The sequence below is a fragment of the Planomonospora alba genome (assembly GCF_039534085.1).
Classification (GTDB): domain Bacteria; phylum Actinomycetota; class Actinomycetes; order Streptosporangiales; family Streptosporangiaceae; genus Planomonospora_B; species Planomonospora_B alba.
Window position 1 is genome coordinate 53,779 of the sequence record NZ_BAAAUT010000007.1, and the last position, 24,754, is coordinate 78,532.

The 24,754-nt window shown below is 72.7% G+C and carries 24 protein-coding genes and 2 riboswitches; of the genes, 20 read left to right on the forward strand and 4 right to left on the reverse strand.

Translation table 11 applies throughout. From position 1 onward, the window contains the following. Positions 1 to 87 precede the first annotated feature (87 nt). The 9 genes from tilS (at position 88) to ABD823_RS05845 (ending at position 7,508) form a co-directional block, all read left to right on the forward strand. Complete coding sequence (gene tilS / locus ABD823_RS05805; protein WP_344856840.1) at positions 88 to 1,200, forward strand: tRNA lysidine(34) synthetase TilS; 1,113 nt, start codon at positions 88 to 90, stop codon at positions 1,198 to 1,200. 11 nt (positions 1,201 to 1,211) lie between these two features. Next, positions 1,212 to 1,769, forward strand: a complete 558-nt coding sequence (gene hpt, locus ABD823_RS05810) for a hypoxanthine phosphoribosyltransferase (protein ID WP_344856670.1) — start codon at positions 1,212 to 1,214, stop codon at positions 1,767 to 1,769. A gap of 291 nt (positions 1,770 to 2,060) precedes the next feature. Next, entirely contained in the window at positions 2,061 to 4,055 is a 1,995-nt protein-coding gene (gene ftsH / locus ABD823_RS05815; protein ID WP_344856672.1) for an ATP-dependent zinc metalloprotease FtsH, read from the forward strand. Further along, positions 4,052 to 4,642 (forward strand): GTP cyclohydrolase I FolE, encoded by a 591-nt coding sequence (gene folE / locus ABD823_RS05820; RefSeq protein ID WP_344856842.1) that lies wholly within the window; start codon positions 4,052 to 4,054, stop codon positions 4,640 to 4,642. Before ftsH ends, folE begins: the two co-directional genes overlap by 4 nt. A gap of 147 nt (positions 4,643 to 4,789) precedes the next feature. Then, complete coding sequence (gene folP / locus ABD823_RS05825; RefSeq protein WP_486352080.1) at positions 4,790 to 5,683, forward strand: dihydropteroate synthase; 894 nt, start codon at positions 4,790 to 4,792, stop codon at positions 5,681 to 5,683. A gap of 49 nt (positions 5,684 to 5,732) precedes the next feature. After that, positions 5,733 to 6,179, forward strand: a complete 447-nt coding sequence (locus tag ABD823_RS05830) for a nuclear transport factor 2 family protein (protein WP_344856674.1) — start codon at positions 5,733 to 5,735, stop codon at positions 6,177 to 6,179. Continuing rightward, a complete protein-coding gene (folB, locus tag ABD823_RS05835; protein ID WP_344856675.1) occupies positions 6,176 to 6,550 on the forward strand; it encodes a dihydroneopterin aldolase in 375 nt (124 codons plus the stop codon). Before ABD823_RS05830 ends, folB begins: the two co-directional genes overlap by 4 nt. Next, positions 6,547 to 7,044 (forward strand): 2-amino-4-hydroxy-6-hydroxymethyldihydropteridine diphosphokinase, encoded by a 498-nt coding sequence (gene folK, locus ABD823_RS05840; protein ID WP_344856677.1) that lies wholly within the window; start codon positions 6,547 to 6,549, stop codon positions 7,042 to 7,044. The genes folB and folK overlap by 4 nt, the downstream gene beginning before the upstream one ends. Then, on the forward strand, positions 7,041 to 7,508 hold the full coding sequence (locus tag ABD823_RS05845) for a DUF3180 domain-containing protein (RefSeq protein ID WP_344856678.1): 468 nt from the start codon (positions 7,041 to 7,043) through the stop codon (positions 7,506 to 7,508). Before folK ends, ABD823_RS05845 begins: the two co-directional genes overlap by 4 nt. A gap of 19 nt (positions 7,509 to 7,527) precedes the next feature. Here the strand turns inward: ABD823_RS05845 and ABD823_RS05850 are convergent, their stop codons facing one another. Further along, entirely contained in the window at positions 7,528 to 8,700 is a 1,173-nt protein-coding gene (locus ABD823_RS05850) for an NADH-quinone oxidoreductase subunit D (protein WP_344856680.1), read from the reverse strand. 48 nt (positions 8,701 to 8,748) lie between these two features. Next, the gene (locus ABD823_RS05855) at positions 8,749 to 10,083 is read right to left on the reverse strand and encodes an aminotransferase class V-fold PLP-dependent enzyme (RefSeq protein WP_425566571.1); all 1,335 of its coding nucleotides are present in this window, start codon (positions 10,081 to 10,083) and stop codon (positions 8,749 to 8,751) included. A 62-nt stretch (positions 10,084 to 10,145) separates the two neighbouring features. Continuing rightward, positions 10,146 to 10,263, reverse strand: a riboswitch (SAM riboswitch). Positions 10,264 to 10,411: 148 nt separating this feature from the next. Here ABD823_RS05855 and ABD823_RS05860 point away from each other — a divergent pair. Both ABD823_RS05860 and ABD823_RS05865 read left to right on the forward strand, forming a co-directional pair. After that, entirely contained in the window at positions 10,412 to 11,176 is a 765-nt protein-coding gene (locus ABD823_RS05860) for a TerC family protein (RefSeq protein WP_344856682.1), read from the forward strand. An 18-nt stretch (positions 11,177 to 11,194) separates the two neighbouring features. After that, positions 11,195 to 12,394 carry a cytochrome P450 gene (locus tag ABD823_RS05865; RefSeq protein ID WP_344856683.1) on the forward strand — a complete coding sequence of 400 codons (1,200 nt, stop codon included), beginning with the start codon at positions 11,195 to 11,197 and terminating at the stop codon, positions 12,392 to 12,394. 68 nt (positions 12,395 to 12,462) lie between these two features. On the opposite strand, the gene ABD823_RS05870 is transcribed toward ABD823_RS05865, so the two are convergent. Beyond that, on the reverse strand, positions 12,463 to 13,428 hold the full coding sequence (locus tag ABD823_RS05870) for an SAM-dependent methyltransferase (protein WP_344856685.1): 966 nt from the start codon (positions 13,426 to 13,428) through the stop codon (positions 12,463 to 12,465). Between the two features lie 363 nt (positions 13,429 to 13,791). Here ABD823_RS05870 and ABD823_RS05875 point away from each other — a divergent pair, with 363 nt between their 5' ends. The 7 genes from ABD823_RS05875 to ABD823_RS05905 all read left to right on the forward strand — a co-directional run bounded on the left by ABD823_RS05875 (position 13,792) and on the right by ABD823_RS05905 (position 22,087). Continuing rightward, the gene (locus ABD823_RS05875; protein ID WP_344856687.1) at positions 13,792 to 14,676 is read left to right on the forward strand and encodes a Rossmann-like and DUF2520 domain-containing protein; all 885 of its coding nucleotides are present in this window, start codon (positions 13,792 to 13,794) and stop codon (positions 14,674 to 14,676) included. Between the two features lie 166 nt (positions 14,677 to 14,842). Then, a complete protein-coding gene (gene panC / locus ABD823_RS05880) occupies positions 14,843 to 15,703 on the forward strand; it encodes a pantoate--beta-alanine ligase (protein ID WP_344856688.1) in 861 nt (286 codons plus the stop codon). A gap of 73 nt (positions 15,704 to 15,776) precedes the next feature. Beyond that, positions 15,777 to 16,193, forward strand: a complete 417-nt coding sequence (gene panD, locus ABD823_RS05885) for an aspartate 1-decarboxylase (protein WP_344856690.1) — start codon at positions 15,777 to 15,779, stop codon at positions 16,191 to 16,193. 153 nt (positions 16,194 to 16,346) lie between these two features. Then, positions 16,347 to 18,875, forward strand: coding sequence for an L-aspartate oxidase (locus tag ABD823_RS05890; RefSeq protein WP_344856692.1), 2,529 nt, complete (start codon positions 16,347 to 16,349; stop codon positions 18,873 to 18,875). Beyond that, complete coding sequence (locus ABD823_RS05895) at positions 18,875 to 19,657, forward strand: type III pantothenate kinase (RefSeq protein WP_344856694.1); 783 nt, start codon at positions 18,875 to 18,877, stop codon at positions 19,655 to 19,657. Before ABD823_RS05890 ends, ABD823_RS05895 begins: the two co-directional genes overlap by 1 nt. A gap of 36 nt (positions 19,658 to 19,693) precedes the next feature. Then, positions 19,694 to 21,193: a bifunctional lysylphosphatidylglycerol synthetase/lysine--tRNA ligase LysX gene (lysX, locus tag ABD823_RS05900; RefSeq protein WP_344856696.1), complete on the forward strand. Its 1,500-nt coding sequence runs from the start codon at positions 19,694 to 19,696 to the stop codon at positions 21,191 to 21,193. A gap of 645 nt (positions 21,194 to 21,838) precedes the next feature. Continuing rightward, a complete protein-coding gene (locus tag ABD823_RS05905) occupies positions 21,839 to 22,087 on the forward strand; it encodes a helix-turn-helix domain-containing protein (protein WP_344856698.1) in 249 nt (82 codons plus the stop codon). Positions 22,088 to 22,185: 98 nt separating this feature from the next. On the opposite strand, the gene ABD823_RS05910 is transcribed toward ABD823_RS05905, so the two are convergent. After that, positions 22,186 to 23,229 (reverse strand): C40 family peptidase, encoded by a 1,044-nt coding sequence (locus ABD823_RS05910; RefSeq protein WP_344856699.1) that lies wholly within the window; start codon positions 23,227 to 23,229, stop codon positions 22,186 to 22,188. 9 nt (positions 23,230 to 23,238) lie between these two features. Beyond that, a riboswitch (cyclic di-AMP (ydaO/yuaA leader) is annotated at positions 23,239 to 23,389 on the reverse strand. A gap of 347 nt (positions 23,390 to 23,736) precedes the next feature. Between ABD823_RS05910 and ABD823_RS05915 the strand changes: the two genes are divergently transcribed. Then, positions 23,737 to 24,321: an amino-acid N-acetyltransferase gene (locus tag ABD823_RS05915; protein ID WP_344856701.1), complete on the forward strand. Its 585-nt coding sequence runs from the start codon at positions 23,737 to 23,739 to the stop codon at positions 24,319 to 24,321. Positions 24,322 to 24,525: 204 nt separating this feature from the next. After that, positions 24,526 to 24,754, forward strand: a 229-nt coding sequence (locus ABD823_RS05920) for a hypothetical protein (RefSeq protein WP_344856703.1), incomplete at its 3' end; no start/stop codon positions are given.

The following is a 24,754-nucleotide window of genomic DNA, read 5'->3' on the forward strand; positions in this document are numbered from 1 at the left end:
GTTCCCCCGCTCCCCGGGGGGCGCCCGCGCGGGGGCGGGCTCCGGTCACCGGCCCCCGGACCGCGGCGCGCGGCACCGGCCCGGCGCCTGATGGGCCCGCACCCCGCGGTCGCCGACGTCCGCCGCGCCGTACGGCTCGCGCTGGACGACCTGGAGCCGGGCGACCTCGTGCTGGCCGCGTGCAGCGGCGGCGCCGACTCCCTGGCGCTGGCCGCCGCCCTGGCGTTCGTCGCGCCCCGGGCGGGCCTGCGGGGCGGCTTGCTGACCGTCGACCACGGGCTGCAGAGCGGCTCGGACCGGCGGGCGGCCGAGGTGGCGCGGCTCCCGCTCGGCCTCGATCCGGCGGAGGTCCTGACCGTGCGGGTGGGCACCGCAGGAGGACCGGAGAACGCGGCGCGGGACGCGCGGTACGCGGCGCTGTCGGAGGCGGCCGCGCGGCTCGGGGCGGCGGCCGTGCTGCTCGGGCACACCAGGGACGACCAGGCGGAGACCGTGCTGCTGCGGCTCGCGCGGGGCAGCGGGACGCGCTCGCTGGCGGGGATGCCCGCGCGGTCGGGGGTCTACCGCAGGCCGCTGCTGGGGCTGGGGCGCGCCACGACCGTGGCGGCCTGCGCGGCGCTGGGCCTGGTGCCGTGGGAGGACCCGCACAACCGCGACGACCGCTACACCCGCGTCCGGGTCCGCAGGCGGCTGCTCCCGGCGCTGGAGGAGGAGCTGGGGCCGGGGGTCGCCGAGGCGCTCGCCCTCACCGCGCTGCTCTGCCGGGACGACGCCGACGCCCTGGACGAGTGGGCGGGCCGGGCCTGCGCGCGGGCGGTGGTGCGCGAGCCCGGCGACCGCGGCACGGCCGCCGCGGTCGGGGCCGAGCGCGAGGCGGCGGGTACGGCGGAACGCGCGGCCGGCGGCGGACCCCGCGGGGCGGAGCGCGTGGCGCTGGCCGTACCGGAGCTGGAGGGCCTGCCCGCGGCGGTGCGGCGACGGGTGCTGCGGCGGGCCGCGATCGCCGCCGGGGCGCCGCCCGGCACGCTCTCGGCCGGGCACATCCTGCAGGTGGACCGTCTGGTCACGCACTGGCGGGGGCAGCGGGCGGTGGAGGTACCCGGGGGGGTTGGAGCGGTCCGGCGGTGTGGCACCCTGATATTCGTCGCCGGCCCCTCACGAGGGGGTGGCGGCGTCCCGGAAAGCAGCCCCCTCCCGTAAGGAAGATCCAGGTGGACGCAGCCGACATGGGCAAGGACCTGGCGAAGGTCCTCATCCCGGAGGACGAGCTCCAGGCGAAGATCAGAGAGCTCGCGAGCCGGATCGACGAGGACTACGCCGGCAGGGACCTGCTGATCGTGGGGGTGCTCAAGGGCGCGGTCATGGCCATGGCCGACCTGGCCAGGGCGCTGCACCTGCCGGTCCAGATGGACTGGATGGCGGTCTCGTCGTACGGCGCGGGCACGAAGTCCTCGGGCGTGGTGCGGGTCCTGAAGGACCTGGACACCGACATCGCCGGCCGCCACGTGCTGGTCGTCGAGGACATCATCGACTCCGGGCTGACCCTGTCGTGGCTGATGCAGAACCTCAGGTCGCGCAACCCCGCCTCGGTCGAGATCTGCACCGTGCTGCGCAAGCCGGACGCCATCAAGGTCCCGATCGACGTGAAGTACGTCGGCTTCGACATCCCCAACGAGTTCGTGATCGGCTACGGCCTCGACTACGCGGAGAAGTACCGCAACCTCCCCTTCATCGGGACCCTCGCCCCGCACGTCTACGGGGCGAGCTGAAAAAGTACGCCCTGGGCGAAGAAGGCTGTCAGGCAATCGTCACGAAAGCGACATTACCCATTGCGTCGGGGAACATGGAGCCACCTGACGTACGTTGGTAAGGCAGAGCCGGAGTCGCCGGGCGGTTACCCTGCGCGGCGCGCCGGTGTACCTTCGGACGACCGGGAGGTGGTTTCTCACCGCCTCCGGGTAGTCAGGGGGAGCGGTTAGGGAGACCGCGAGCCCCGGGCGCCGCCCGGGGTTGCCAGGCCTTGGTCAGGAAGGGACGGGCCCGCCGGGGTTCCGCATCGGATGGATCTCAAGCGATTTACACGTGGGCCACTGCTGTGGATCCTGGGCATCGTCGTGCTGCTCGTGCTCGTCAGCACGATGTGGAGCGGTGAAGGCAACTACACGAAGGCCGACACGTCCCTGCTGATCGAGCAGATCCAGTCGGGGAACGTCAAGAGCGCCAAGGTCATCGACAAGGAGCAGCGGGCGGAGCTGACGCTCGTCAAGCCGGTGACCGTCGCGGGCAAGCAGACGAACCGGATCCAGTCGCCCTGGGTCGACGGCCAGGGCACCCAGATCATGAACGAGCTGGCCGCCCAGAAGAAGGCCGGGAGCGTCAAGGAGGGCTACACCGCGGAGGTTCCGTCGGAGAACTTCCTGCTCAGCCTCCTGGTGAGCTTCCTGCCGATCGTCTTCATCGTGCTGGTCTTCCTGTTCATCATGAACCAGATGCAGGGCGGCGGCTCGCGGGTGATGAACTTCGGCAAGTCGAAGGCCAAGCTCATCACGAAGGACACCCCCAAGACCACCTTCGCCGACGTCGCGGGCGCCGACGAGGCCATCGAGGAGCTCCAGGAGATCAAGGAGTTCCTCCAGGCCCCGGCCAAGTTCCAGGCGATCGGCGCGAAGATCCCCAAGGGCGTCCTGCTGTACGGCCCGCCCGGAACCGGCAAGACGCTGCTCGCCCGGGCCGTCGCCGGCGAGGCGGGCGTGCCGTTCTACTCGATCTCCGGTTCCGACTTCGTCGAGATGTTCGTCGGCGTCGGCGCCTCGCGTGTCCGCGACCTGTTCGAGCAGGCGAAGGCGAACGCCCCGGCGATCATCTTCATCGACGAGATCGACGCGGTGGGCCGCCACCGCGGCGCCGGCCTCGGCGGCGGTCACGACGAGCGCGAGCAGACGCTGAACCAGCTGCTCGTCGAGATGGACGGCTTCGACGTCAAGGGCGGCGTGATCCTCATCGCCGCGACCAACCGGCCCGACATCCTCGACCCGGCGCTGCTGCGCCCCGGCCGCTTCGACCGCCAGGTCACCGTCGACCGGCCCGACCTGGAGGGCCGCAAGGGCATCCTGCAGGTCCACGGCCGCGGCAAGCCGTTCGCCGAGGGCGTCGACCTGGACGTCATCGCCCGCCGGACGCCCGGCTTCACCGGCGCCGACCTGGCCAACGTGATCAACGAGGCCGCGCTGCTCACCGCGCGCGCGGACCAGAAGCTGATCACGATGGACGTCCTGGAGGAGGCCATCGACCGCGTGATGGCCGGCCCCGAGCGCAAGACCCGCGTCATGTCGGACCAGGAGAAGAAGATCATCGCGTACCACGAGGGCGGCCACGCCCTGGTCGCGCACGCGCTGCCCAACTCCGACCCGGTCCACAAGATCACGATCCTGTCCCGCGGCCGCGCCCTCGGTTACACGATGACGCTGCCGATGGAGGACAAGTTCCTCGCCACCCGCTCGCAGATGATGGACCAGCTCGCGATGCTGCTGGGCGGCCGGACCGCGGAGGAGCTCGTCTTCCACGAGCCCACCACCGGCGCCGCCAACGACATCGAGAAGGCCACCGCCATCGCCCGGCGCATGGTCACCGAGTACGGCATGAGCGAGCAGCTCGGCGCCCGCAAGTTCGGCACCGGCAACGGCGAGGTCTTCCTCGGCCGCGAGATGGGCCACGAGCGCGACTACTCCGAGAAGATCGCCTCCGCGATCGACGAGGAGGTGCGCAGGCTCATCGAGTCGGCGCACGACCAGGCCTGGGAGATCCTCGTCGAATACCGCGACGTGCTCGACAACCTGGTGCTGGAGCTGATGGAGAAGGAGACGCTCTCCCGCGAGCAGGTCCTCCAGATCTTCGCCCCGGTCGTCGTCAAGGAGCACCGCCCGTCCTACTCGGGCTACGGCAAGCGGCTGCCGTCCAACCGGCCGCCGATCCTGACCCCGAAGGAGCAGTCCGGCAACGGCGCGCTCCCCGCGGGCGCCGGCCACCCCGACAACGCGGCCAGGGACGGTAACTGACCGTGGAACCCCCCCAGCCGCTGCAGGTCGACCATGCCCGGATCGAGAAGGCCGTCCGCGAGATCCTGATCGCGATCGGCGAGGACCCCGACCGCGACGGACTCCAGGACACCCCGGCCCGCGTGGCCCGCGCGTACGCCGAGCAGTTCGCCGGGTTGGGGCAGGTCCCGGAGGACGTGCTCACCAAGGTCTTCGACGTCGACCACGACGAGATGGTCCTGGTGCGCGACATCGAGGTCTACTCGACCTGCGAGCACCACCTGGTCCCGTTCCACGGTGTGGCCCACGTCGGCTACATCCCGAACGACAGGGGCCAGGTGACCGGCCTGTCCAAGCTCGCCCGCCTCGTCGACGTCTACGCCCGCCGCCCCCAGGTCCAGGAGCGGATGACCTCGCAGATCGCCGACGCGCTCATGCGGGTGCTGGAGCCGCGCGGGGTCATCGTGGTGGTCGAGTGCGAGCACCTGTGCATGACCATGCGGGGTGTGCGCAAGCCCGGCGCCAAGACCACCACCTCGGCCGTCCGCGGGGACTTCCGCACCAGCGAGAAGACCCGGGCCGAGGCGATGGCCCTCATCCTGCGCTGACCGGGTGGGTCTGCTGATTCGTCGTCGGCGAGCCGGACAGGGGCACGGGGGCCCGCGCCCGGAGATCGCGGTGCGGCTGCCGATTCGTTATCGGCAAGCCGGACCCGGGCCCCGGCCGGGAGGCCGCGAGCGCCTAGGCTTGACCGCATGACGAGGGAAGGCACCGGTCCCCGCCCCCCGGGCCACGACGTGCGCCACCGCAGCGTCCCGTCCCTGCCGGACGAGCGACGCTGCCTGGTCATGGGCGTGGTGAACGTGACCCCGGACTCCTTCTCCGACGGCGGGCGCTGGTTCGACCCGGAGGCCGCCGTGCGGCACGGGCTGGAGCTGGTCGAGCAGGGCGCCGACGTCGTGGACGTGGGCGGCGAGTCCACCCGGCCCGGGGCGGCGCGGGTCTCGCTGGAGGAGGAGCTGGCACGGGTCGAGCCGGTCATCCGGGAGCTGGCCCGGCAGGGCGTCACGGTCAGCGTGGACACCATGCGGGCCCGGGTCGCCCGGGTCGCGGTGGACGCCGGGGCGAAGCTGGTCAACGACGTCAGCGGCGGGCTGGCCGATCCCGACATGCCGCGGGTCGTGGCCGACTCCGGGGTGGCGTACGTGGTGATGCACTGGCGCGGCCACAGCCACACTATGCAGAGCCGGGCGGTCTACGACGACGTGGTGGCGGAGGTCTGCGACGAGCTGGCCAAGCGGGTGGCCTCGGTGCGGGCCGAGGGGGTCGCCGACGAGCAGATCATCCTGGACCCGGGGCTGGGCTTCTCCAAGACCGCCGAGCACAACTGGGCCCTGCTCGCCGCGACGGACCGGCTCGCCGGCCTCGGCTATCCGCTGCTCGTCGGGGCCTCCCGCAAACGCTTCCTCGGCCGCCTGCTGGCGGGGCCGGACGGCGAGCCCCGGCCGTTCGCCGAGAGCGACGACGCGACCGTCGCGGTGACCGCGCTCGTCGCGCGGGCGGGCGCGTGGTGCGTGCGCGTGCACGACGTGCGCCCGAACGCGGACGCCGTCCGCGTGGCCGCCGCGGTCCGGGAGGCGCGCACGTGAGCGGGCGGACCACGGGCACGGCCGCGGCGCGGCCGGCGGAGGAGGCTTCGTGAGCGTCGACACCGCCGCCGTCGAGGCGGTCAACCAGGCGTTCTACACCGCGATCGAGAACGCCGACCTCGACCTGATGACCGCGATCTGGGCCGAGGAGACCGGGGGCGGGCAGGTCAGCTGCGTGCACCCGGGCTGGCCGATCGTCAGCGGCCGGGCCGAGGTGCTGCGCTCCTGGGCGCTCATCATGGCCAACACGCCCTACATCCAGTTCGTGCTGACCGACGTGAACGTCATGGTCCACGGGGACGTCGCGGTCCTCACCTGTGAGGAGAACATCCTGACCGCGGGCGACGAGGGTGATTCCAGTTTCGCCGCGGGCAAGGTGGTGGCGAGCAACACCTTCGTCCGGACGCCGGAGGGGTGGAGGCTCTGGCTGCACCACGGTTCGCCGGTGCTGCAGGGCGAGGACGACGGCGACGACGAGGAAGAGGGGGTGGCGTGAGCGGACGCACCGCGGACCGGATCGGCATCAGGGGCCTGCGCGCCCGGGGACGGCACGGCGTGCTGGCGGCGGAACGGGAGCTCGGCCAGGAGTTCGTCGTCGACGTCACGCTCTTCCTGGACACCGCGCCCGCCGCCGCGGCGGACGACCTGACCAGGACCGTGCACTACGGCGAGCTCGCCGAGGACCTGGTGAAGGTCGTGGAGGGGGAGCCGGTCGACCTGATCGAGACCCTGGCCCAGCGGCTGGCGGACGTGTGCCTGGCCCGCGAGCGGGTCGAGGCGGCCGAGGTGACCGTGCACAAGCCCTCCGCCCCGATCCCGCTCCCGTTCGACGACGTGACCGTGACGATCACCAGGAGCCGCGTATGAAGGCCGTGCTGGCGCTCGGCGGCAACCTCGGCGACCGGTTCGCGACCCTGCAGGGCGGGCTCGACGCGCTGGCCGGCACGCCGGGGCTGGAGGTCACCGCGGTCTCGCCGGTCTACGAGACCGACCCGGTCGGCGGTCCCGAGCAGGGCCCCTACCTCAACGCCGTCGTGGTCGCCGAGACCTCCCTGACCCCCCGCGAGCTGCTGGCCCGCGCGCAGGAGGTGGAGCACGCCTTCGGGCGGGTCAGGACCGAGCGCTGGGGCGCGCGCACCCTGGACGTCGACCTGGTCGCCGTCGGGGAGGTCGTCTCCGACGACCCGGAGCTCACCCTGCCGCACCCCCGCGCGCACGAGCGCGCGTTCGTGCTGGTCCCGTGGGTGCAGGCCGACCCGGAGGCGGTGCTCGCGGGCCGGCCGGTCGCCGAGCTGCTGGGCGGCCTCGACAAGACCGGGGTGCGGCTCCGCACCGACCTGGTGCTGCGGGAGCCCGCGTGAAGCCGAGCCACCCCGGCGTGCTCGTCGGGATCACCGTCGTCCTCGCGCTGCTCACCTGGGTGCTGCTGCGCCCGCTGTACGCGTCCATCCCGGCCGTGCCGTGGACGGCGATCCCGACGGTCCTGCTGCTCGCGATCGGCGAGGCCTACACCGGCTGGATGACCAGGGCGCGGATCCTGCGCAGGCCGGGCACCAAGCCGGTCGAGCCGCTGGCCGTGGCCCGCCTCGTGGCCCTCGCCAAGGCCTCGGCGTACGGCGGGGCGGTCTTCGCGGGGATCTTCGCCGGGTTCGCGTTCTACGCGGCCGACATGCTGGAGCAGGACACGCCCCGCCGCGACTTCTTCATCGCGGGCGGCTCGTTCCTGGGCTGCGTGGCGCTGGTGTGCGCCGCGCTCTACCTGGAGCACTGCTGCAAGGTGCCCGAGGAGCCCGACGAGGCCCCCGAACGCCGCGGGGAGCGCTAGGGGGAGGGCCGCCCGGCCGCTACTTGTCGATGTCGCCGACCACGAAGAACATCGAGCCGAGGATCGCGACCATGTCGGCGACCAGGTGGCCGGGGAGCATCTCGCGCAGCACCTGGACGTTGTTGAAGGAGGCCGAGCGGAGCTTCATCCGCCACGGCGTCTTCTCGCCGCGCGAGACCAGGTAGTAGCCGTTGATGCCCAGAGGGTTCTCCGTCCAGGCGTAGGTGTGGCCCTCGGGGACCTTGAGCACCTTGGGCAGGCGCTGGTTGACCGGGCCCGGGGGCAGCTCGCGCAGCCGCTCCAGGCAGGCGTCCGCCAGGTCCAGGGAGACCTTGACCTGCTCCAGCAGCACCTCGAAGCGGGCGTGGCAGTCGCCGGCCGTGCGGGTGACGACCTTCACCGGAAGCTCGCCGTAGGCCAGGTAGGGGTCGTCGCGGCGCAGGTCCATGTCCACGCCGGAGGCGCGGGCGATCGGGCCGCTCACCCCGTACTGCATGATCTGCTCGCGGGTGAGCACGCCGACGCCGCGGGTGCGGGCCGTGAAGATCTCGTTGCCGATGAGCAGGCCCTCGATGTCGGGCAGCCGCCGGCGCACGTCCGCGACGGCCTGCCCGGCCCGGCCGAGCCAGCCTTCGGGGAGCTCCTCCTTCAGTCCGCCGACCCGGTTGAACATGTAGTGCATGCGTCCGCCGGAGATCTCCTCCATGACGGCCTGGAGCGTCTCGCGCTCCCGGAACGCGTAGAAGACCGGGGTCATCGCGCCCAGCTCCAGCGGGTAGGAGCCGAGGAACATCAGGTGGTTGAGGACCCGGTTGAGCTCGGCCAGCAGGGTCCTGGCCCAGACGGCCCGGACCGGGACCTCCATGCCGAGCATGCGCTCGACGGCCAGGACCACGCCCAGCTCGTTGGCGAACGCCGACAGCCAGTCGTGCCGGTTGGCCAGCACGATGATCTGCCGGTAGTCCCGCACCTCGAACAGCTTCTCCGCGCCCCGGTGCATGTAGCCCACGATCGGCTCGGCGGCGCTGATCCGCTCGCCGTCCAGCGTCAGCCGGAGCCGCAGCACGCCGTGCGTGGACGGGTGCTGCGGGCCGATGTTGAGGACCATGTCCTCGGTCGCGAGCTCCTTGCCGCCGGCGCCGCCGCCGACGAGTGAGGCTCCGGCACCGATTCCCACGACCCGTTCCGTCATGGGGCCATCATCCCTCAGCGGGGGCCCGCCGGGTCCACCCGGCGGGGGTCACTTCGGCGCCGGGGCGCCGCGGCGGGAGACGATCTCCTCCAGGGCGCGGACGAGGCGGTCGACGTGCTCGTCGGTGGTGCCGATGCCGATCGAGGCACGGACCGCGGAGACCGCGGTGTCCGCGCAGCCGCCGTCCTTCACCCCGCCCAGCAGGTGGCGGACGAACGGGTGGGCGCAGAACTTGCCGTCCCGCACGCCGACGCCGTACTCGTCGGAGAGCGCCTCGGCGACCTCGCGGGCGGTCAGGCCCTCCACGACGAAGGAGACGATGCCGACGCGCGGGTGGTCGGGGCCCCACAGGGCCAGCTCGTGCACGCCCTCGATCCCGGCGAGGCCGGTGCGGAGCCGGGCGAGCAGGCGCTCCTCCTCGCGCACCAGCGCCGTCCACCCGGTGGCGCTCAGCGCGTCGCAGGCGGCGGCCAGCGCGACGGCGCCCAGCACGTTGGGGGTGCCCGCCTCGTGCCGGGCCTCGGGGTCGGCGTGCCACTCCGCGCCCCCGCCGTCCCCGGCGCCCACGGACCGCACCGCCCCGCCGCCCTTGAGGTACGGCTCCGCCCGCGCGAGCCAGTCGGGGCGGCCGACGAGCACGCCCGTGCCGAAGGGCGCGTAGAGCTTGTGCCCCGAGAAGGCCACGTAGTCCAGGTCGAGCGCGGTCAGGTTGAGGCGGCGGTGCGGGACGAGCTGGGCCGCGTCGACGAGGATGCGGGCGCCGTGCCGGTGGGCGATGTGCGCCAGGGCGGCGATCGGCCACAGCTCGCCGGTGACGTTGGATGCGGCGGTCACCACGAGCAGCTTCGGGCCGTCGACGCCGGCCAGGGCCTCGTCGGCCGCGCGGACGGCCTCGCCGGGGAAGGCGGGCGGCGCCAGCCGTACGGCGCCGGCCCAGGGGAGCAGCGAGGCGTGGTGCTCGGTGTCGAAGACGACGACGGTGGTGCCCTCCGGCAGGGCGCGGGCCAGCAGGTTGACGGCGTCGGTCGTGTTGCGGGTGAAGACCACCGCGTCGCCGGGGCGGGCGCCGACGAAGGCGCGGACGGTGTGCCGGGCCTGCTCGTAGCGGGCCGTGGTGAGCTGCGAGGCGTAGCCGGCGCCCCGGTGGACGCTGGAGTAGGCCGGGAGCGCGGCGGCGACGGCGGCGCTCACCGGCTCCAGACAGGGGGCGCTGGCGGCGTAGTCGAGGTTGGCGTAGGGGACGAGCCTGCCGCCCCGGACGGGGACCGCGAGGTCGGCGCCGAGCACCGCGGGGATCGGCCGGCCGGCGGCGGCCCGCCGTACGGGCTCGGGAACGGCGGCGGGGACGACGGTGCCGGTGGTGGGGATGCCGAGCAGGGACACGCCAGGACTCCTTCGAGGTCATCGGACCCCAAGCCCCTGCGAGGCGTGGCGATGGTGCGTGGAGCCCGCGCTTGACCGGCACCACCCCGGTGCCGGACCAGGTCCTCACCCGGGGCACCCCGCCGCGGACGCGAGGGTTGCCGGCCAGCGAGCCGGGGCTTGTCACTGGCACTCATGACCTACCGCGAACTATAACCGTCCCCGTCCGCCGGTCCGCAAGTCGGACACGGAATGGTGTCGGCCGCCGCGGGCAGGAACCTCCGGCGCCCGCCGATCGTCTACGCGGCGTGACCGGCTGGAACACCACGACCCCCTGGAGGAGGCGGCGATGGACTGGGTGACCGACCCGCAGATATGGGTGGGATTCCTCACCCTCGTCGGCCTGGAGATCGTCCTCGGCATCGACAACGTCATCTTCATCTCGATCCTGGCGGGCAAGCTCCCGCCCGAGCAGCGCGACAGGGCGCGCAAACTCGGACTGATCGCCGCCCTGCTCACCCGCCTGGCGCTGCTGTTCGCGCTGTCCTGGGTGATCCGGTTGACCGCCCCGCTCTTCGAGGTCCTCGGACAGGAGATCTCGGGCCGCGACCTGATCCTGATCCTGGGCGGCCTGTTCCTGATAGGCAAGAGCGTCTTCGAGATCCACGACAACCTGGAGGGCAAGTCCGGCCACGCCGGAGGGAAGGTGGCCTCCTCCTTCACCGCGGTGATCGTGCAGATCATGATCCTGGACATCGTCTTCTCGCTCGACTCGGTGATCACCGCGGTCGGCATGGTGGACGAGATCGGCGTCATGGTCGCGGCCGTCGTGGTCTCGGTCCTGGTGATGCTGTTCGCCTCCGGGCCGATCAGCCGCTTCGTGGACCGGCACCCGAGCATCAAGATGCTCGCCCTGTCCTTCCTGATCCTCATCGGCGTGGTGCTCCTGGCCGAGGGCTTCGAGCAGCACATCCCCAAGGGCTACGTCTACTTCGCGATGGCCTTCTCGCTGCTGGTGGAGATGCTCAACATCCGCATGCGCAGCAAGGCGGGCGCCCAGGAGCCGGTGGAGCTGCACCATCGTTACGAAGAGGAGAAGCCCGCCGAGGGATAGGCGGATTACGATGCCGATGTGAGGTTTGATCCTTGGAGTCCGGAATTCGTCGCCCATCCCTACGACGTCTACGCCGAACTGCGCCGTGAGCGGCCGGTCGGCTTCTTCGAGCCGACCGGCCAGTGGCTGATCGCCCGGCACGCCGACGTCAACGCGCTGCTGCGCGACCGCAGGCTGGGCCGCTCCTACCTGCACACGGCCACCCACGCGGAGTTCGGCCGGCCCGACGACCCGGAGTTCCAGGAACCGTTCTGGAGGGTGATCCGCGCCGGGATGCTCGACGTCGAGCCGCCGGTCCACACCCGCCTGAGGCGGCTGGTCTCCAAGGCGTTCACCCCCCGCATGGTCGAGGCGCTGCGGCCCAAGGTCGCCGAGCTCGCCGGCGGGCTGGTGGACCGGTTCGCCGAGCGCGGCGGCGGCGACCTCATCGCCGAGGTGGCCGAGCCGCTCCCGGTGACCGTGATCGCCGAGATGCTCGGCGTGCCCGAGGCCGACCGGCACCTGCTCCGCCCCTGGTCCGCCGACATCTGCGGGATGTACGAGCTGAACCCCTCGATCGAGGCCCAGCACACCGCCGTGCGCGCCGCGCAGGAGTTCTCCGCCTACCTCGTCGACCTGGCCCGCCACCGCCGGGAGCACCCCGGCGACGACCTGATCAGCGCCCTCGCCCAGGTCGCCGACGAAGGCGACAGGCTCACCGAGGACGAGCTGGTCGGCACCTGCGTGCTGCTGCTCAACGCCGGGCACGAGGCCACGGTCAACACCACGGGGAACGGCTGGTGGGCGCTGTTCCGCAACCCCGCCGAGCTGGAGCGGCTCCGCGCCGACCACTCCCTGATCCCCACCGCGATCGAGGAGCTGCTGCGCTGGGACACCCCGCTGCAGATGTTCGAGCGCTGGGTGCTGGAGGACATCACGGTCGGCGGGGTCGACATCCCGCGCGGCTCCGAGGTGGCGCTGCTGTTCGGCTCGGCCAACCGCGACCCCGAGGTGTTCGAGGACCCCGACCGCCTCGACGTGGGGCGCAGGGACAACCCGCACATCTCCTTCGGCGCCGGCATCCACTTCTGCCTGGGCGCGCCGCTGGCCCGGATCGAGCTGGCCGAGTCGTTCGGGGCGCTGCTGCGCCGGGCCCCGAAGATGGAGCTCGCCGCCGAGCCGGTCTGGGGGCCCGGCTACATCATCCGCGGCCTGCAGGCCCTGCACGTCCGCATCTGAGCCCGCCCGGCCCGCGGCGTTCCCGGGAGGGGGCCCGGCGACGCTTCCCGGCCGGTCCCGCCGCGGGTTCAGCGGCGCTCCTGGACCAGCCAGCCGAAGCCGCCGAGGCCGCCGGGGTCGACGAGCTCCGCCTCCTGGGAGGCCCGCGCCAGGGCCTGGAGGTAGCCGCGCGGGTCGGTGCGGGCGAGATCGAGCGGAGGCCGGGCCCCGGTCACGCCGAGCGCGCGCAGCGCCTCGCGCTGCGTGGTCAGGGCCGTGGTCACCGCCCCGGCCCGCTCTCCGGCGGCCGCGCAGGCGTCCAGGGCGACGTGCGCGGTGATGTCGCACGAACCGTCGGGCACCGGCGCGACGAGCGCCCCGTCGCGGTAGCCGGCCAGCGTGCCGTACGGCGGGCGGCCGTCCGCGGAGTGCGCGTAGTCCACGGCGACGGCGCGCCCGCGGGCCAGCCGTACGACGACCTCGGCCCAGGCGTCGTCACGGGACCTGCCGATCTCGGCCCGCTCGCCCGCGGCGCGGGTCGGCCACCAGCGGGCCAGCCAGGCCAGGTCGGCCTCGGCGGGCGCGTCCCCGAGGCGCTCCTCGCCGGTCGCGGGATCGACCAGCACGAGGCGGAACCCGTCGGTGGTCCGCTCGGCGACGTCCAGCGGCACGTTGTCCAGCCACTCGTTGGCGACCACCAGTCCGCAGACCTCCTCCGGGCAGGCCGCCGACCAGGCGATCTCCTCGGGCAGCCGGGGCGGCCGGGGGGCCAGGTCAACCGCGGTCACCCGGAGCCTGGGCCGCAGCGCCGCCGGGGCGAGCTCCGCGACCCGGGCGGCCAGCACGCCCTCGCCGGCGCCGACGTCCACCAGGTGGACCTCCGGCGGCCGGCCGAGCAGCTCGTCCACCTCCAGCAGCTCGCGCAGCACGGCCTCGGCGAACACGCCGGAGGCGCCGACCGAGGTCCGGAAATGCCCGGAGGGGCGCTCGCGCAGGTAGAAGCCCTTCTCGCCGTAGAGCGCCGACTCCATCGCGGCACGCCAGGTCAGCCACATGGGCGCAGACGTTACCGGCCGCGCGGGGGGAGGCGGGTGACGCCACGGGGCGTGCCGGGGGAATCGTTTGGCGCGCGCGTGACACGCCGCGCACCGGCGTTACCCGGCCTTGCCGTCACTTTGCGTTAACGTTGCTCACTGTCGGCGGCGGTCAGTGCCCGGCCCGTTCCCCCAACGGGCGCGGTCCTGGCGCCGATCGGCGCTGCTGGTGGCCTGTGTCGGCACGCGGGCGCCGGGTCTCTGGGGAACGGACCCGGCGCCCGCCGGCGTCTCCGGAGGTGCCGCGCCGCCGCTGCCGGAGCCCCGCCCGTTACGCTGGTCGACTGGGGAGGAAGGCCCCACGACGGCGAAGGACGGGACCTCGTGGACACAGATCATCGCCCGGCACGGCTGGCGGTCGGGGTGCTCGGAGCCGGACGGGTCGGTTCGGCGCTCGGCGCGGCGCTCGCGCGGGCCGGCCACCGGGTCGTGGCCGCCAGCGGCGTCTCCGACGCCTCCCGGCAGCGGGTGGCCGAGCGGCTCGGCCTGACCCCCAGCAGCCCCGAGGACGTGGTGGCCCGCGCCGACCTCGTCCTGCTCACCGTCCCCGACGACGCGCTGCCCGGCCTCGTCGCCGGGCTCGCCGAGACGGGAGCCGACCTGCGCGGCAAGCTCCTGGTCCACACCAGCGGCGCGTACGGCCTGGCGGTGCTGAACCCGGCGGTCGAGAAGGGGGCGCTGCCCCTGGCGCTGCACCCGGTGATGACCTTCACCGGCGCCGCCGACGACCTGAGCCGGCTGACCGGCATCACGTTCGGCGTCACCGCGCCGGAGCGGCTCCGGCCGGTGGCCGAGGCGCTGGTCATCGAGATCGAGGGCGAGCCGGTCTGGATCGAGGAGAAGGACCGGCCGCTCTACCACGCCGCCCTGGCGAACGCGGCGAACCACATGGTCACGCTGATCGCGGAGTCCTCCGAGCTGCTGCGCGGGATCGGCGTGCAGGAGCCGGGCCGGATGCTGGGCCCGCTGCTCGGCGCCGCCCTGGACAACGCGCTCCGGCTGGGCCTGGCCGGGCTGACCGGTCCCGTGGTGCGCGGCGACGCGGGCACGGTCCGCAGGCACGTGGACGCGCTCATCCTCGCCGCCCCCGAGGCGGCGGACGCCTACGTGGTCCTCGCCCGGCTCACGGCCGACCGGGCGCTCGCGGCCGGGCTGCTCAAGCCCGAGGCCGCCGAGTGCCTCCTGGACGCCCTGGGCGGGGGCGGGTGACGTCCCGGCCCGGCGCGCGGGCGCCGGGCCGGGACCGGGGCACCGGGCCGGGGGGCGGGCGGAGGCGGGCCGCCCCGGCGCAAGGACCGACAGTCGACACCCGGAGGACCGGGGCGGGGAGGCGATCCCCGCCGGCCGGCTCCGGAGACCTCTCGTGAGGAGAAGCATGGACGTGATCGTGGCGGGTGACCGCGCCGGGCTGGCCGAGGCGCGCCAGATCCTGCGGATCGGCCGCGAGGTCTCCCCGGGCCGGGCCGCGCTGGCGCTGGTGCCGACCATGGGGGCCCTGCACGAGGGCCACCGCTCGCTCATCCGGCTGGCCCGGGAGCGGGCCGAGCACGTCGCGGTGAGCGTCTTCGTCAACCCGCTGCAGTTCGGCCCGGGGGAGGACTACGCCCGTTATCCCCGGACGTTCGACACGGACCTGGAGGTGTGCGCGGCCGAGGGCGTGGGCGTGGTCTTCGCCCCCTCCGCCGAGGAGATGTACCTGCCGGACCGGCAGGTCGGCGTCTCGGCGGGGAGGATGGGCACGATCGTCGAGGGGGCGTCCCGGCCGGGGCACTTCGACGGGATGCTGACCGTGGTGCTCAAGCTGTTCAACCTGGTCCGGCCGGACGTGGCGGTCTTCGGCCGCAAGGACGCCCAGCAGCTCGCGCTGATCCGCCGGATGGTGCTCGACCTGGACCTGCCGATCGAGATCGTGGGCGCCCCCACCGTCCGGGAGGCGGACGGCCTGGCGCTCTCCAGCCGGAACCGCTATCTGTCCCCGCACGAGCGGACCTCGGCGCTGGCGCTGTCCAGGGCGCTGTTCGCGGGCGCCGAGCAGCGCACGCCCGCGCAGATCCGGCGGGCGGCGCGGGCCGTGCTCGACGCCGAGCCCGGCGTGGACCTCGACTACCTGGTCCTGGTGGACCCGGCGACCTTCACCGAGGTGGGGGAGGAGTACACCGGGGAGGCGGTCCTCGCGGTCGCCGCGCGGGTCGGGACTACGCGGCTGATCGACAACGTTGTTCTCACACTGGGCTGACTCTTACCCTGGAACCCCCTGTCCGGCGTGCACGCCCGCGAGGCGGCGCGACCCTGTGAAAGGTGAACGGCGCATGCTCCGTACCATGCTCACCTCCAAGATCCACCGTGCCACCGTGACCCAGGCCGACCTGCACTACGTGGGGTCGATCACCATCGACGAGGACCTGCTGGACGCGGCCGGGCTGCTGCCCGGGGAGCAGGTCCACGTGGTGGACATCGACAACGGCGCCCGGCTGGTGACCTACACCATCGCCGGGCCGCGGGGCTCGGGGGTCATCGGTGTCAACGGCGCCGCCGCCCGGCTCGTCCACCAGGGCGACCTGGTGATCATCATCGCCTACGGGCAGATGGAGGACGCCGAGGCCAGGACCTTCCGGCCCCGGGTCGTCCACGTCGACCGCGACAACCGGATCGTCGACCTCGGCGACGACCTGGCCGCCCCCGCCCCCGGCACCGCCGACCTCCGGGGCGACCTCGTCGCCGGCTGACGCCCTCCCCGGGGTCCCCGGAGCCCCGGCGGACCCCGGGGAAGCCTCGCGGCGCGCCCGGCGTTATCGTCATGATGACGAAATCCGCGGGACGCACCGCCCGCGGAGCGACGCCCCGGTGTCGCCACGCGACCCGCCCCGAGGAGGCGACTGATGAGTATCCCGGCGATCCCTCAGAGACTGACCGCGCCGGAGCCGGGCTGGACGGTCGAGGCGGACGTGGTCGTGGTCGGCTCCGGGATCGCGGGCCTGACCCTGGCGCTCCGCTACGCGGAGCTGGAGCCGGAGGCGAAGGTCCTGGTCGTCACCAAGGACGTGCTCTCGGCGGGCTCCACCCGCTGGGCGCAGGGCGGCATCGCCGCCGTGCTCGACCCGGACGACACCCCCGGCGAGCACCTGTCCGACACGCTCATCGCCGGGGTGGGCCTCTGCGACGCCGAGGCGGTCCGGGTCCTGGTGACCGAGGGGCCGGACGCGCTGCGCGGCCTCATCGCGGCGGGCGCCCGGTTCGACACCGACACGGCCGGCGGGCTCCAGCTCACCCGGGAGGGCGGCCACCGGCGCAACCGCATCGTGCACGCGGGCGGCGACGCCACCGGTGCCGAGGTGCAGCGCGCGCTCGTCGCGGCGGTCCGGGCCGCGGAGATCGAGGTGATCGAGCACGCGCTCGTCCTCGACCTGCTCAAGGACGCCCGCGGCCACGCGGCCGGGGTCACCCTGCACGTGATGGGCGAGGGCTCGCGCGACGGCGTGGGCGCGGTCCGCTCCCGCGCCGTGGTGCTCGCCACCGGCGGGATGGGCCAGGTCTACGCCGCCACCACCAACCCCCTCGTCTCCACCGGGGACGGGGTGGCGCTCGCGCTGCGGGCCGGGGCCGTGGTGCGGGACCTGGAGTTCGTCCAGTTCCACCCGACGGTGCTCTGGCTGGGCGAGGGCGCGACCGGCCAGCAGCCGCTGATCTCCGAGGCGGTCCGCGGCGAGGGCGCGGTGCTGGTCGACGCCGACGGCGTGCCCTTCATGCGGGACGTGCACGAGCTGGCCGACCTGGCCCCCCGGGACGTCGTGGCCAAGGCCATCATGCGGCGGATGCGCGAGACAGGCGCCGACCACATGTACCTCGACGGGCGCCACTTCGGCGAGGAGAAGTGGCGCACCCGCTTCCCGACGATCCACGCGGTCTGCCTGGAGCACGGGATCGACCCGGTCAGGCAGCCGATCCCGGTGGCCCCGGCCGCCCACTACGCCAGCGGCGGCGTCCGCACCGACCTGCACGGCCGTACCAGCGTGCCGGGTCTGTACGCCTGCGGGGAGGTCGCCTGCACCGGCGTGCACGGCGCCAACCGGCTGGCCTCCAACTCGCTGCTGGAGGGCCTGGTCTTCGCCGAGCGCATCGCCGCCGACGTCCACGCGCTGCGCCCGGCGCCCGGCGAGCCGGTGCCCGACGAGCGCCCCGCCGGGCTGGTGGACCCCCGGGTCCGGTCGCGGCTGCAGGCGCACATGAGCCGGGGCGCGAGCGTGCTGCGCAGCGGCGCGAGCCTCGACGAGGTGAGCCGCGCCCTGGTGAACTTCCGCTGGACCCCGGTGGCGGTCGAGCCGTGCACCGAGGCGTGGGAGACCACCAATCTGCTGACCGTCGCCTCGGCGCTGGTGACGGCCGCCCGCGCCCGCGAGGAGACGCGGGGGTCGCACTGGCGGGAGGACTTCCCCGAGCGCGACGACGCCCGGTGGCTGAGCCACCTCGACATGACCCTGACAGGGGAGGGCCTGATCATGAACTACCGTCCGCACACGGAGGCCGTGTCCCCGGGACTGCCCGCGCACCTGGCCGAGGAGCTGGCCGCGGCGGGGCTGGACCCCGCCGCGGTGGGCGCGCTGCTCGACACCGCGCTCGCCGAGGACGTCCAGGAGGCGGGGGACGTGACGAGCATCGCCACGATCCCCGCGGGTCGGACGGCGACCGCCGACGTGGTGGCGCGGGCCGACGGGGTGGTCGCGGGACTCGCGGTCGCCGAGGCCGTCTTCGCCCGGCTCGGCGCGGGCCGCGCCGAGCGGCACGTCAAGGACGGCGAGCGGGTGAGCCGGGGGGACGTGCTGATGACCGTCACCGGCGCCACCCGCGACCTGCTGACGGCCGAGCGGACCGCGCTGAACCTGCTCACCCACCTGTCCGGCATCGCCTCACTGACCGCCCGCTGGGTCCGGGCCGTGGAGGGGACCGGCGCCCGCGTCCGCGACAGCCGCAAGACCCTGCCGGGCCTGCGCGCGCTGGAGAAGTACGCCGTGCGGGCCGGCGGCGGGGTCAACCACCGCATGTCCCTTTCGGACGCGGCCCTGATCAAGGACAATCACGTGGTGGCCGCGGGCGGCGTGGCCGAGGCGTTCCGCGCGGTCCGCGACGCCTACCCCGGCCTGCCCATCGAGGTCGAGGTCGACCGGATCGACCAGATCGAGCCGGTGCTCGCGGAAGGAGCGGAGGAGATCCTGCTGGACAACTTCACGGTGCCCCAGCTGCGCGAGGCCGTACGGCTGGTGGCCGGACGGGCGCGGCTGGAGTCCAGCGGGGGCCTGACCTTGGAATCGGCCCGTGACGTCGCCGAAACTGGCGTTGACTACCTTGCGGTGGGCGCGCTCACGCATTCGGCGCCGGCCCTGGACATCGCCTTGGACCTTCGGGGGAACTGATGCTGCTCGCCATCGACGTCGGCAACACTCACACCGTTCTCGGCCTGTTCGAGGGCGACGAGGTGATCGAGCACTGGCGGATCGCCACCGACGCCCGGCGCACGGCCGACGAGATCGCCGTCGTGCTGCAGGGGCTGCTCGGACAGTCGCCGCTGCTCAAGGGCGCCGACGTCGACGGCATCGCGCTGTGCTCCACGGTGCCGTCGGTGCTCAACGAGATGCGCGAGATGTGCCGCCGCTACTACGGCGACGTGCCCGCGGTGATCGTCGAGCCCGGCGTTCGCACCGGGGTGCCGGTCCGCATGGACAACCCGAAGGAGGTCGGCAGCGACCGGATCGTCAACGCGCTGGCCGCCATCCAGTTGTACGGCGGGCCGTGCATCATCGTCGACTTCGGCACCGCGACCTCCTTCGACGCCGTCTCCGCCAAGGGGGAGTACGTCGGGGCGGTCACCGCGCCCGGCATCGAGATCTCGGTGGACGCGCTGGCCGCCGCCGGGGCGCAGCTGCACAAGGTAGAGCTGGTCCGGCCCCGCTCGGTGATCGCGAAGAACACGGTCGAGGCGCTCCAGTCCGGCATCATCTACGGCTTCGCCGGGCAGGTGGACGGGATCGTGGAGCGCATGGCGGCCGAGCTGGCCGACGACCCGGACGACGTCACGGTGGTCGCGACCGGCGGTGCGGCGGCGCTGGTGGTCGGCGAGTCGGCCTCGATCGACGTGCACGAGCCGTGGCTGACGCTGATCGGGCTCCGGCTCATCTACCACCGCAACACCTTGTAGTCCAGGACGGGGCAGGACATCGGTAACCTTGTCCGCGTGACCGACCATGTGACTCCAGCCGAGGATCTGCCCGAGCAGATGCGCGTGCGCCGGGAGAAGCTCGACCGTCTCCGTGCCGAGGGCGTCGACCCCTACCCGGTGAACTTCCCGCGCACCGCGACCAACGCCGAGATCCGCGAGAAATACGCCGGTCTCGCCGCTGACACCGCGACCGGCGACAGAGTGGGCGTCACCGGTCGCGTCATGCTCTCCCGGATCGGCGGCAAGCTCTGCTTCGCCACCCTCCGCGACGGCTCCGGCGACCTCCAGGTCATGATCTCGCTGGACAAGGTGGGCGAGGAGTCCCTCGCCGCCTGGAAGCGCGACGTCGACCTCGGCGACCACGTCGGCATCGAGGGCGAGGTCATCACCTCGCGCCGGGGTGAGCTGTCGATCCTGGCCGACCGCTGGGCCATCACCTCCAAGTGCCTGCGCCCGCTGCCGGAGAAGCACCTCGGGCTCACCGACCCCGAGGCGCGGGTCCGCATGCGCTACGTGGACCTCATCGTCAACGACGAGGCCCGCAGGATGGCCCACACCCGCAGCGCCGTCGTCCGCGCGATCCGCGACTTCTGGCACGAGGAGGGCTACCTCGAGGTCGAGACGCCGATGCTGCAGCCGATCCACGGCGGTGCGGCGGCCCGGCCGTTCAAGACCCACATCAACGCCTACGACATGGAGCTCTACCTCCGCATCGCGATCGAGCTCTATCTCAAGCGGCTCGTGGTGGGCGGCATCGAGAAGGTCTTCGAGATCAACCGCAACTTCCGCAACGAGGGCGCGGACTCCACCCACAACCCCGAGTTCACCATGCTCGAGGCGTACGGCACGTATCTCGACTACAACGACATGGCCGACCTGACCCAGCGGATGATCCAGAAGGCGGTCGTGGCCGCGCTGGGCCGCTCCGTGGTGGACCACGACGGGGTGGAGGTCGACCTCGGGCGGGCCGAGTGGCCGCGGATCACGCTGTACGGTTCGGTCTCCGAGGCGCTGGGCGAGGAGGTCACGACCGAGACCTCCCTGGACCACGTCCGCAAGCTCGCCGACGCGCGGGAGATCCCCTGGGATCCCAAGTGGGGTCAGGGCAAGCTCGTCCAGGAGATCTTCGAGGCGCTGGTCGAGCACACGCTCATCCAGCCCACGTTCGTCATGGACTACCCGCTGGAGACCTCCCCGCTGGCCCGCCAGCACCGGGACAACCCGCTGCTGACCGAGAAGTGGGACCTGATCGGCTTCGGCACCGAGCTGGGCACCGCCTTCTCGGAGCTGATCGACCCGGTCGAGCAGCGCCGCCGCCTCACCGAGCAGTCCCTGCTCGCCGCGGGCGGCGACCCCGAGGCCATGCAGCTTGACGAGGACTTCCTCACCGCCCTGGAATACGCGATGCCGCCCACCGGCGGCATGGGGCTGGGGATCGACCGCCTCATCATGGCCTTCACCGGTAAGAACATCCGGGAGACCATCCTGTTCCCGCTGGTCAAGCCGGCGGGCTGAGCCCGGCGCCCGCGGGCGCGGCCGGAGGACGCCTCCCTCCGCCGCGCCCGCGGGCGTACGTGTCTTCGGCCCGGTCCCGTACGGCTCACGGACGCCCGGTCCCGGACGGCTCGCGGATGGCCCGGTTCCGCCGTGCCGCGACGGCCGGGACGCCTTTTATCGTCAGGGTAAGAAATACGTTTTGGACATGGCCCATAAGCGACGCCGTCCGTGAGCGCTCCAGAAGAAGATTCTTCCCGGCGGAATGGGAAGGCCCTCCTGTAATCGGACAGTGATTTCTTTGGCCCCATCCGTGACATCCCCGGAAAAAGTGATGAACGTCTCATCCGGCCGGGAAAATGCGCCGACGGGGTGGGCGGCCCTCCGGGAGGGGCCGGAGTGACCGGCCGGGACGCTTGCGGACCGGGGAGAGACGGCACAGGAGCGCTGCTCCCGCCGGGTGTCCGCCCGCTCCCGGTAGGGTTATTAGCTAAACCCAGACATATGGTGAGTACTTCATGTAATGAGTGTTATGTCAATGGTGACCGTCTCTCTATGGAGAACAGAACTTGACGACCTTTGAAGAAGACGTTTAACGTTCCTGGCGGGCGACATTGGTTCCGATCACACTCACGGCTGGGTGCCGGTGCGGGGGAGGACCTCTAGATGGCATATCCAGAAGTCGTAGTGGATGCCCGTCGCGGCCCGCTGGCCGTGCGCGAGGTCGATCTCAGTGATGAGGACCTCGTCCTGCTGGCGGAGCTCGCCAAGGGCGTCACCGTGGACCGCGTGGGACGGCGGCTCGACATCAGCGGGCGCACCGTCCGGCGCAGGCTGCGGGGCATCTGCGACCGCATCGGGGTGGCCACCGCGATCGAGGCCGTGGCCTGGGCCGCCCGCCGCCGCCTGATCTGACCGCCGCCTGATCTGACCGCTGCTCCGGCCGCAGCGGGCCCGCGGCCGGTCCGCGGACCCGCGACCCGGACCCCGGCTCCCGGACGGCGAGCCGCGGCTCAGTCCGCGATCCGCACCGCACCCGCGAACGGCCGGCCCGCGATCGGGGCGATGCGGACCACGTCACCGGTCCGCGGGGCGTGGACCATCAGGCCTCCGCCGATGTAGATCCCGACGTGGTGCAGGTCGTTGTAGAAGAAGACCAGGTCGCCGGGGCGCATCTGCTCCTTGGGGATGCGCGTGCCCGCGGTCCACTGGTTGCCGGTGTAGTGCGGGAGGCTGATGCCGACCTTCTGGTAGGCCCACATGACCAGGCCCGAGCAGTCGTAGCTGTTGGGGCCCTCGGCGCCCCACACGTACGGCTTGAGCTGCTGGGTGAGCGCCCAGCGGGCGGCCTGCGCGGCCTTGCCGTCGCCCACGATCGGCATGTCGACCTTCACCGCCCGGCCGCCGCTGCCGGCGCGCCGGCGCACCTCCCGGAAGAGGTCGCTCTCGACCCGGGCGACCAGCCGCTCGATCTTCGTGCGCTTCGCGCCGAGCTTGTCGAGGAGCTTGGTGACCTCGTCGGTCCTGGCCTTGGCGCTGGCCTTGGCCCGCTCGGCGGCGTCGATCGCCCTGCTGAGCTGCGCGACCTGCTCGCTCTGCTGCTGCTGGAGCGCGTAGGCCGTGGCGGCCTGGTCGAGGAAGGCGTCGGGGTCGCCGGAGGAGGTGAAAGCGAAGGCGTTCGCCGGACCGCCGGCCATGTAGCTGCTCTGCGCGAGCAGGCTGGCCTTCCGGCGCAGCTCCTCGAGCCTGGCCTCGCTGCCGGCGAGGGTCTTCTTGGCGGCGGCGGCGGCCCGCTCGGCCTGCTTCAGCTTGACCCGCTCGCCGTTGTACTGCTCGGCGAGCTGCTCGATCTCCGTGTGGAGCCTCTCGGCCTCCTCGGCGAGCTCCTTGAGGCTGGGCTGCGGGTCGGCGGTGGCGACCAGGGGGGTGCCCAGGAACAGGGAGGCGAAGGCGGTCAGGACGACCGCGACCCGGAGCGAGAGCCGGCGTGGGGCACGTTCTCGGTAGCGGGCGTGCTTGCCCGCATGCTCTCTCCCGCGGACGCGCGTGCGCTTCACCAACCAGGCTCCTCTTCTCGCACCGCCTACCGGGTTAGCTGACGGGTTCGGGCCGGAGGCAGCCCTACCGGGCGCGCGCGGCGCCCCGGATTCACCCCGGGGGACTTCAGGGAGGTGGGTCCCCGGCTCTCCGGACTCGGAGACTCGGCGGGTCGGCTCTCGGGGTGAGCCGACGTCGGCCTGGACACTAGTGCAAAGGAAGGTTCAAGCTCAACCGGAACTGCAAACTCGGTAAGGGTTCGTGAACGAGGAAATCACGGACAGGTCACAGGAAATCTCGATCGACCTGGACATCACCGTGCCGCCGCGCCGTTCCGTGCCGGGTGTGGCGAAGGTCTCCGCAGGTCCGGCCCGGGGCGGCCGGCCGGGGCGGAGCCGGTGCGGGCGGGGCGGCGGCTCCCGGCGGAGCCGTGACGGGGCATGCGTACCGATGCATCCGGTGCCACCGTGACGGAAGTTAAGGATGAGCCGTAATCACCGGCTCCGAAGGCCGTACTCTGATCCGATATGGAGCAGGTTGCGGAGCACTTCCCCCCGCGGGCCGTACCGGACGCCGAGACCGTCACCGTCCGCCGGGCGCGCACCCCGGACGTGCGCACCATCCGGCGGCTCGTCGACACCTACGCGGGAGCCGGGCCGCGCCTGCTGAAGAAGGCCACCGTGACGCTGTACGAGGACGTGCAGGAGTTCTGGGTCGCCGAGCGGGCGGGCGAGGTGGTCGGCTGCGGAGCGCTCCACGTGCTCTGGGAGGACCTCGCCGAGATCCGCACGGTCGCCGTCGATCCCTCCTGCCGGGGACTGGGCATCGGGCACCGGATCGTCTCCGAGCTCGTCCGCGCCGCCCGCGAACTGGGGCTGCGCCGTGTTTTCTGCCTGACGTTCGAGGTCGATTTCTTCGCCCGGCACGGATTCCGGGAGATCAAGGGCACGCCGGTCTCACCGGAGGTCTACGCCGAGCTTCTCGCCTCCTATGACGAGGGGGTCGCGGAGTTCCTCGACCTGGAGCACGTCAAGCCCAACACCTTGGGGAACACCAGGATGCTGCTTCACCTCGCGGAGAATGACCGGGGGGCTGACTCACAGGAAAGGTGACTGTTGTTACCTATGTCGATACCTTGTGCAGCAGCAAGCATGCATGTCTGACATAAGACACATGCCCAGTCGAAGTGAGGTGACGCGGTGAGCACCGGACAGCCGCCGTATCCGCAGGATGATCCCGACCGCGATCGCACACCGTCGGGGCAGCCGGAATACGGTCAGCAGCACGCGTACGGACAGCAGGGACACGACCCCGACGTGACGATCGTCGGATACCGGGGGGAGGGCACCGGCCCGCAGACCCCTCCGGCCTACGGCCAGCAGCAGGGCTACGGCCAGCAGGCGGCCCAGCCCGGCTACGGCCAGCAGGCGGCCCAGCCGGGCTACGGCCAGCAGCCGGGGTACGGGCAGCAGGCGGCCCAGCCCGGTTACGGCCAGCAGCCGGGGTACGGGCAGCAGGCGGCCCAGCCCGGTTACGGCCAGCAGC

Bases quoted from the DNA above. Each gene is read 5' to 3' on its own strand.
- ftsH (WP_344856672.1), top strand. From the start codon at position 2,061: ATGGATCTCAAGCGATTTACACGTGGGCCACTGCTGTGGATCCTGGGC.
- folP (WP_486352080.1), top strand. From the start codon at position 4,790: ATGACGAGGGAAGGCACCGGTCCCCGCCCCCCGGGCCACGACGTGCGC.
- folK (WP_344856677.1), top strand. From the start codon at position 6,547: ATGAAGGCCGTGCTGGCGCTCGGCGGCAACCTCGGCGACCGGTTCGCG.
- ABD823_RS05850 (WP_344856680.1), bottom strand. From the start codon at position 8,700: ATGACGGAACGGGTCGTGGGAATCGGTGCCGGAGCCTCACTCGTCGGC.
- ABD823_RS05860 (WP_344856682.1), top strand. From the start codon at position 10,412: ATGGACTGGGTGACCGACCCGCAGATATGGGTGGGATTCCTCACCCTC.
- ABD823_RS05870 (WP_344856685.1), bottom strand. From the start codon at position 13,428: ATGTGGCTGACCTGGCGTGCCGCGATGGAGTCGGCGCTCTACGGCGAG.
- panC (WP_344856688.1), top strand. From the start codon at position 14,843: ATGGACGTGATCGTGGCGGGTGACCGCGCCGGGCTGGCCGAGGCGCGC.
- panD (WP_344856690.1), top strand. From the start codon at position 15,777: ATGCTCCGTACCATGCTCACCTCCAAGATCCACCGTGCCACCGTGACC.
- ABD823_RS05890 (WP_344856692.1), top strand. From the start codon at position 16,347: ATGAGTATCCCGGCGATCCCTCAGAGACTGACCGCGCCGGAGCCGGGC.
- ABD823_RS05895 (WP_344856694.1), top strand. From the start codon at position 18,875: ATGCTGCTCGCCATCGACGTCGGCAACACTCACACCGTTCTCGGCCTG.
- ABD823_RS05905 (WP_344856698.1), top strand. From the start codon at position 21,839: ATGGCATATCCAGAAGTCGTAGTGGATGCCCGTCGCGGCCCGCTGGCC.
- ABD823_RS05915 (WP_344856701.1), top strand. From the start codon at position 23,737: ATGGAGCAGGTTGCGGAGCACTTCCCCCCGCGGGCCGTACCGGACGCC.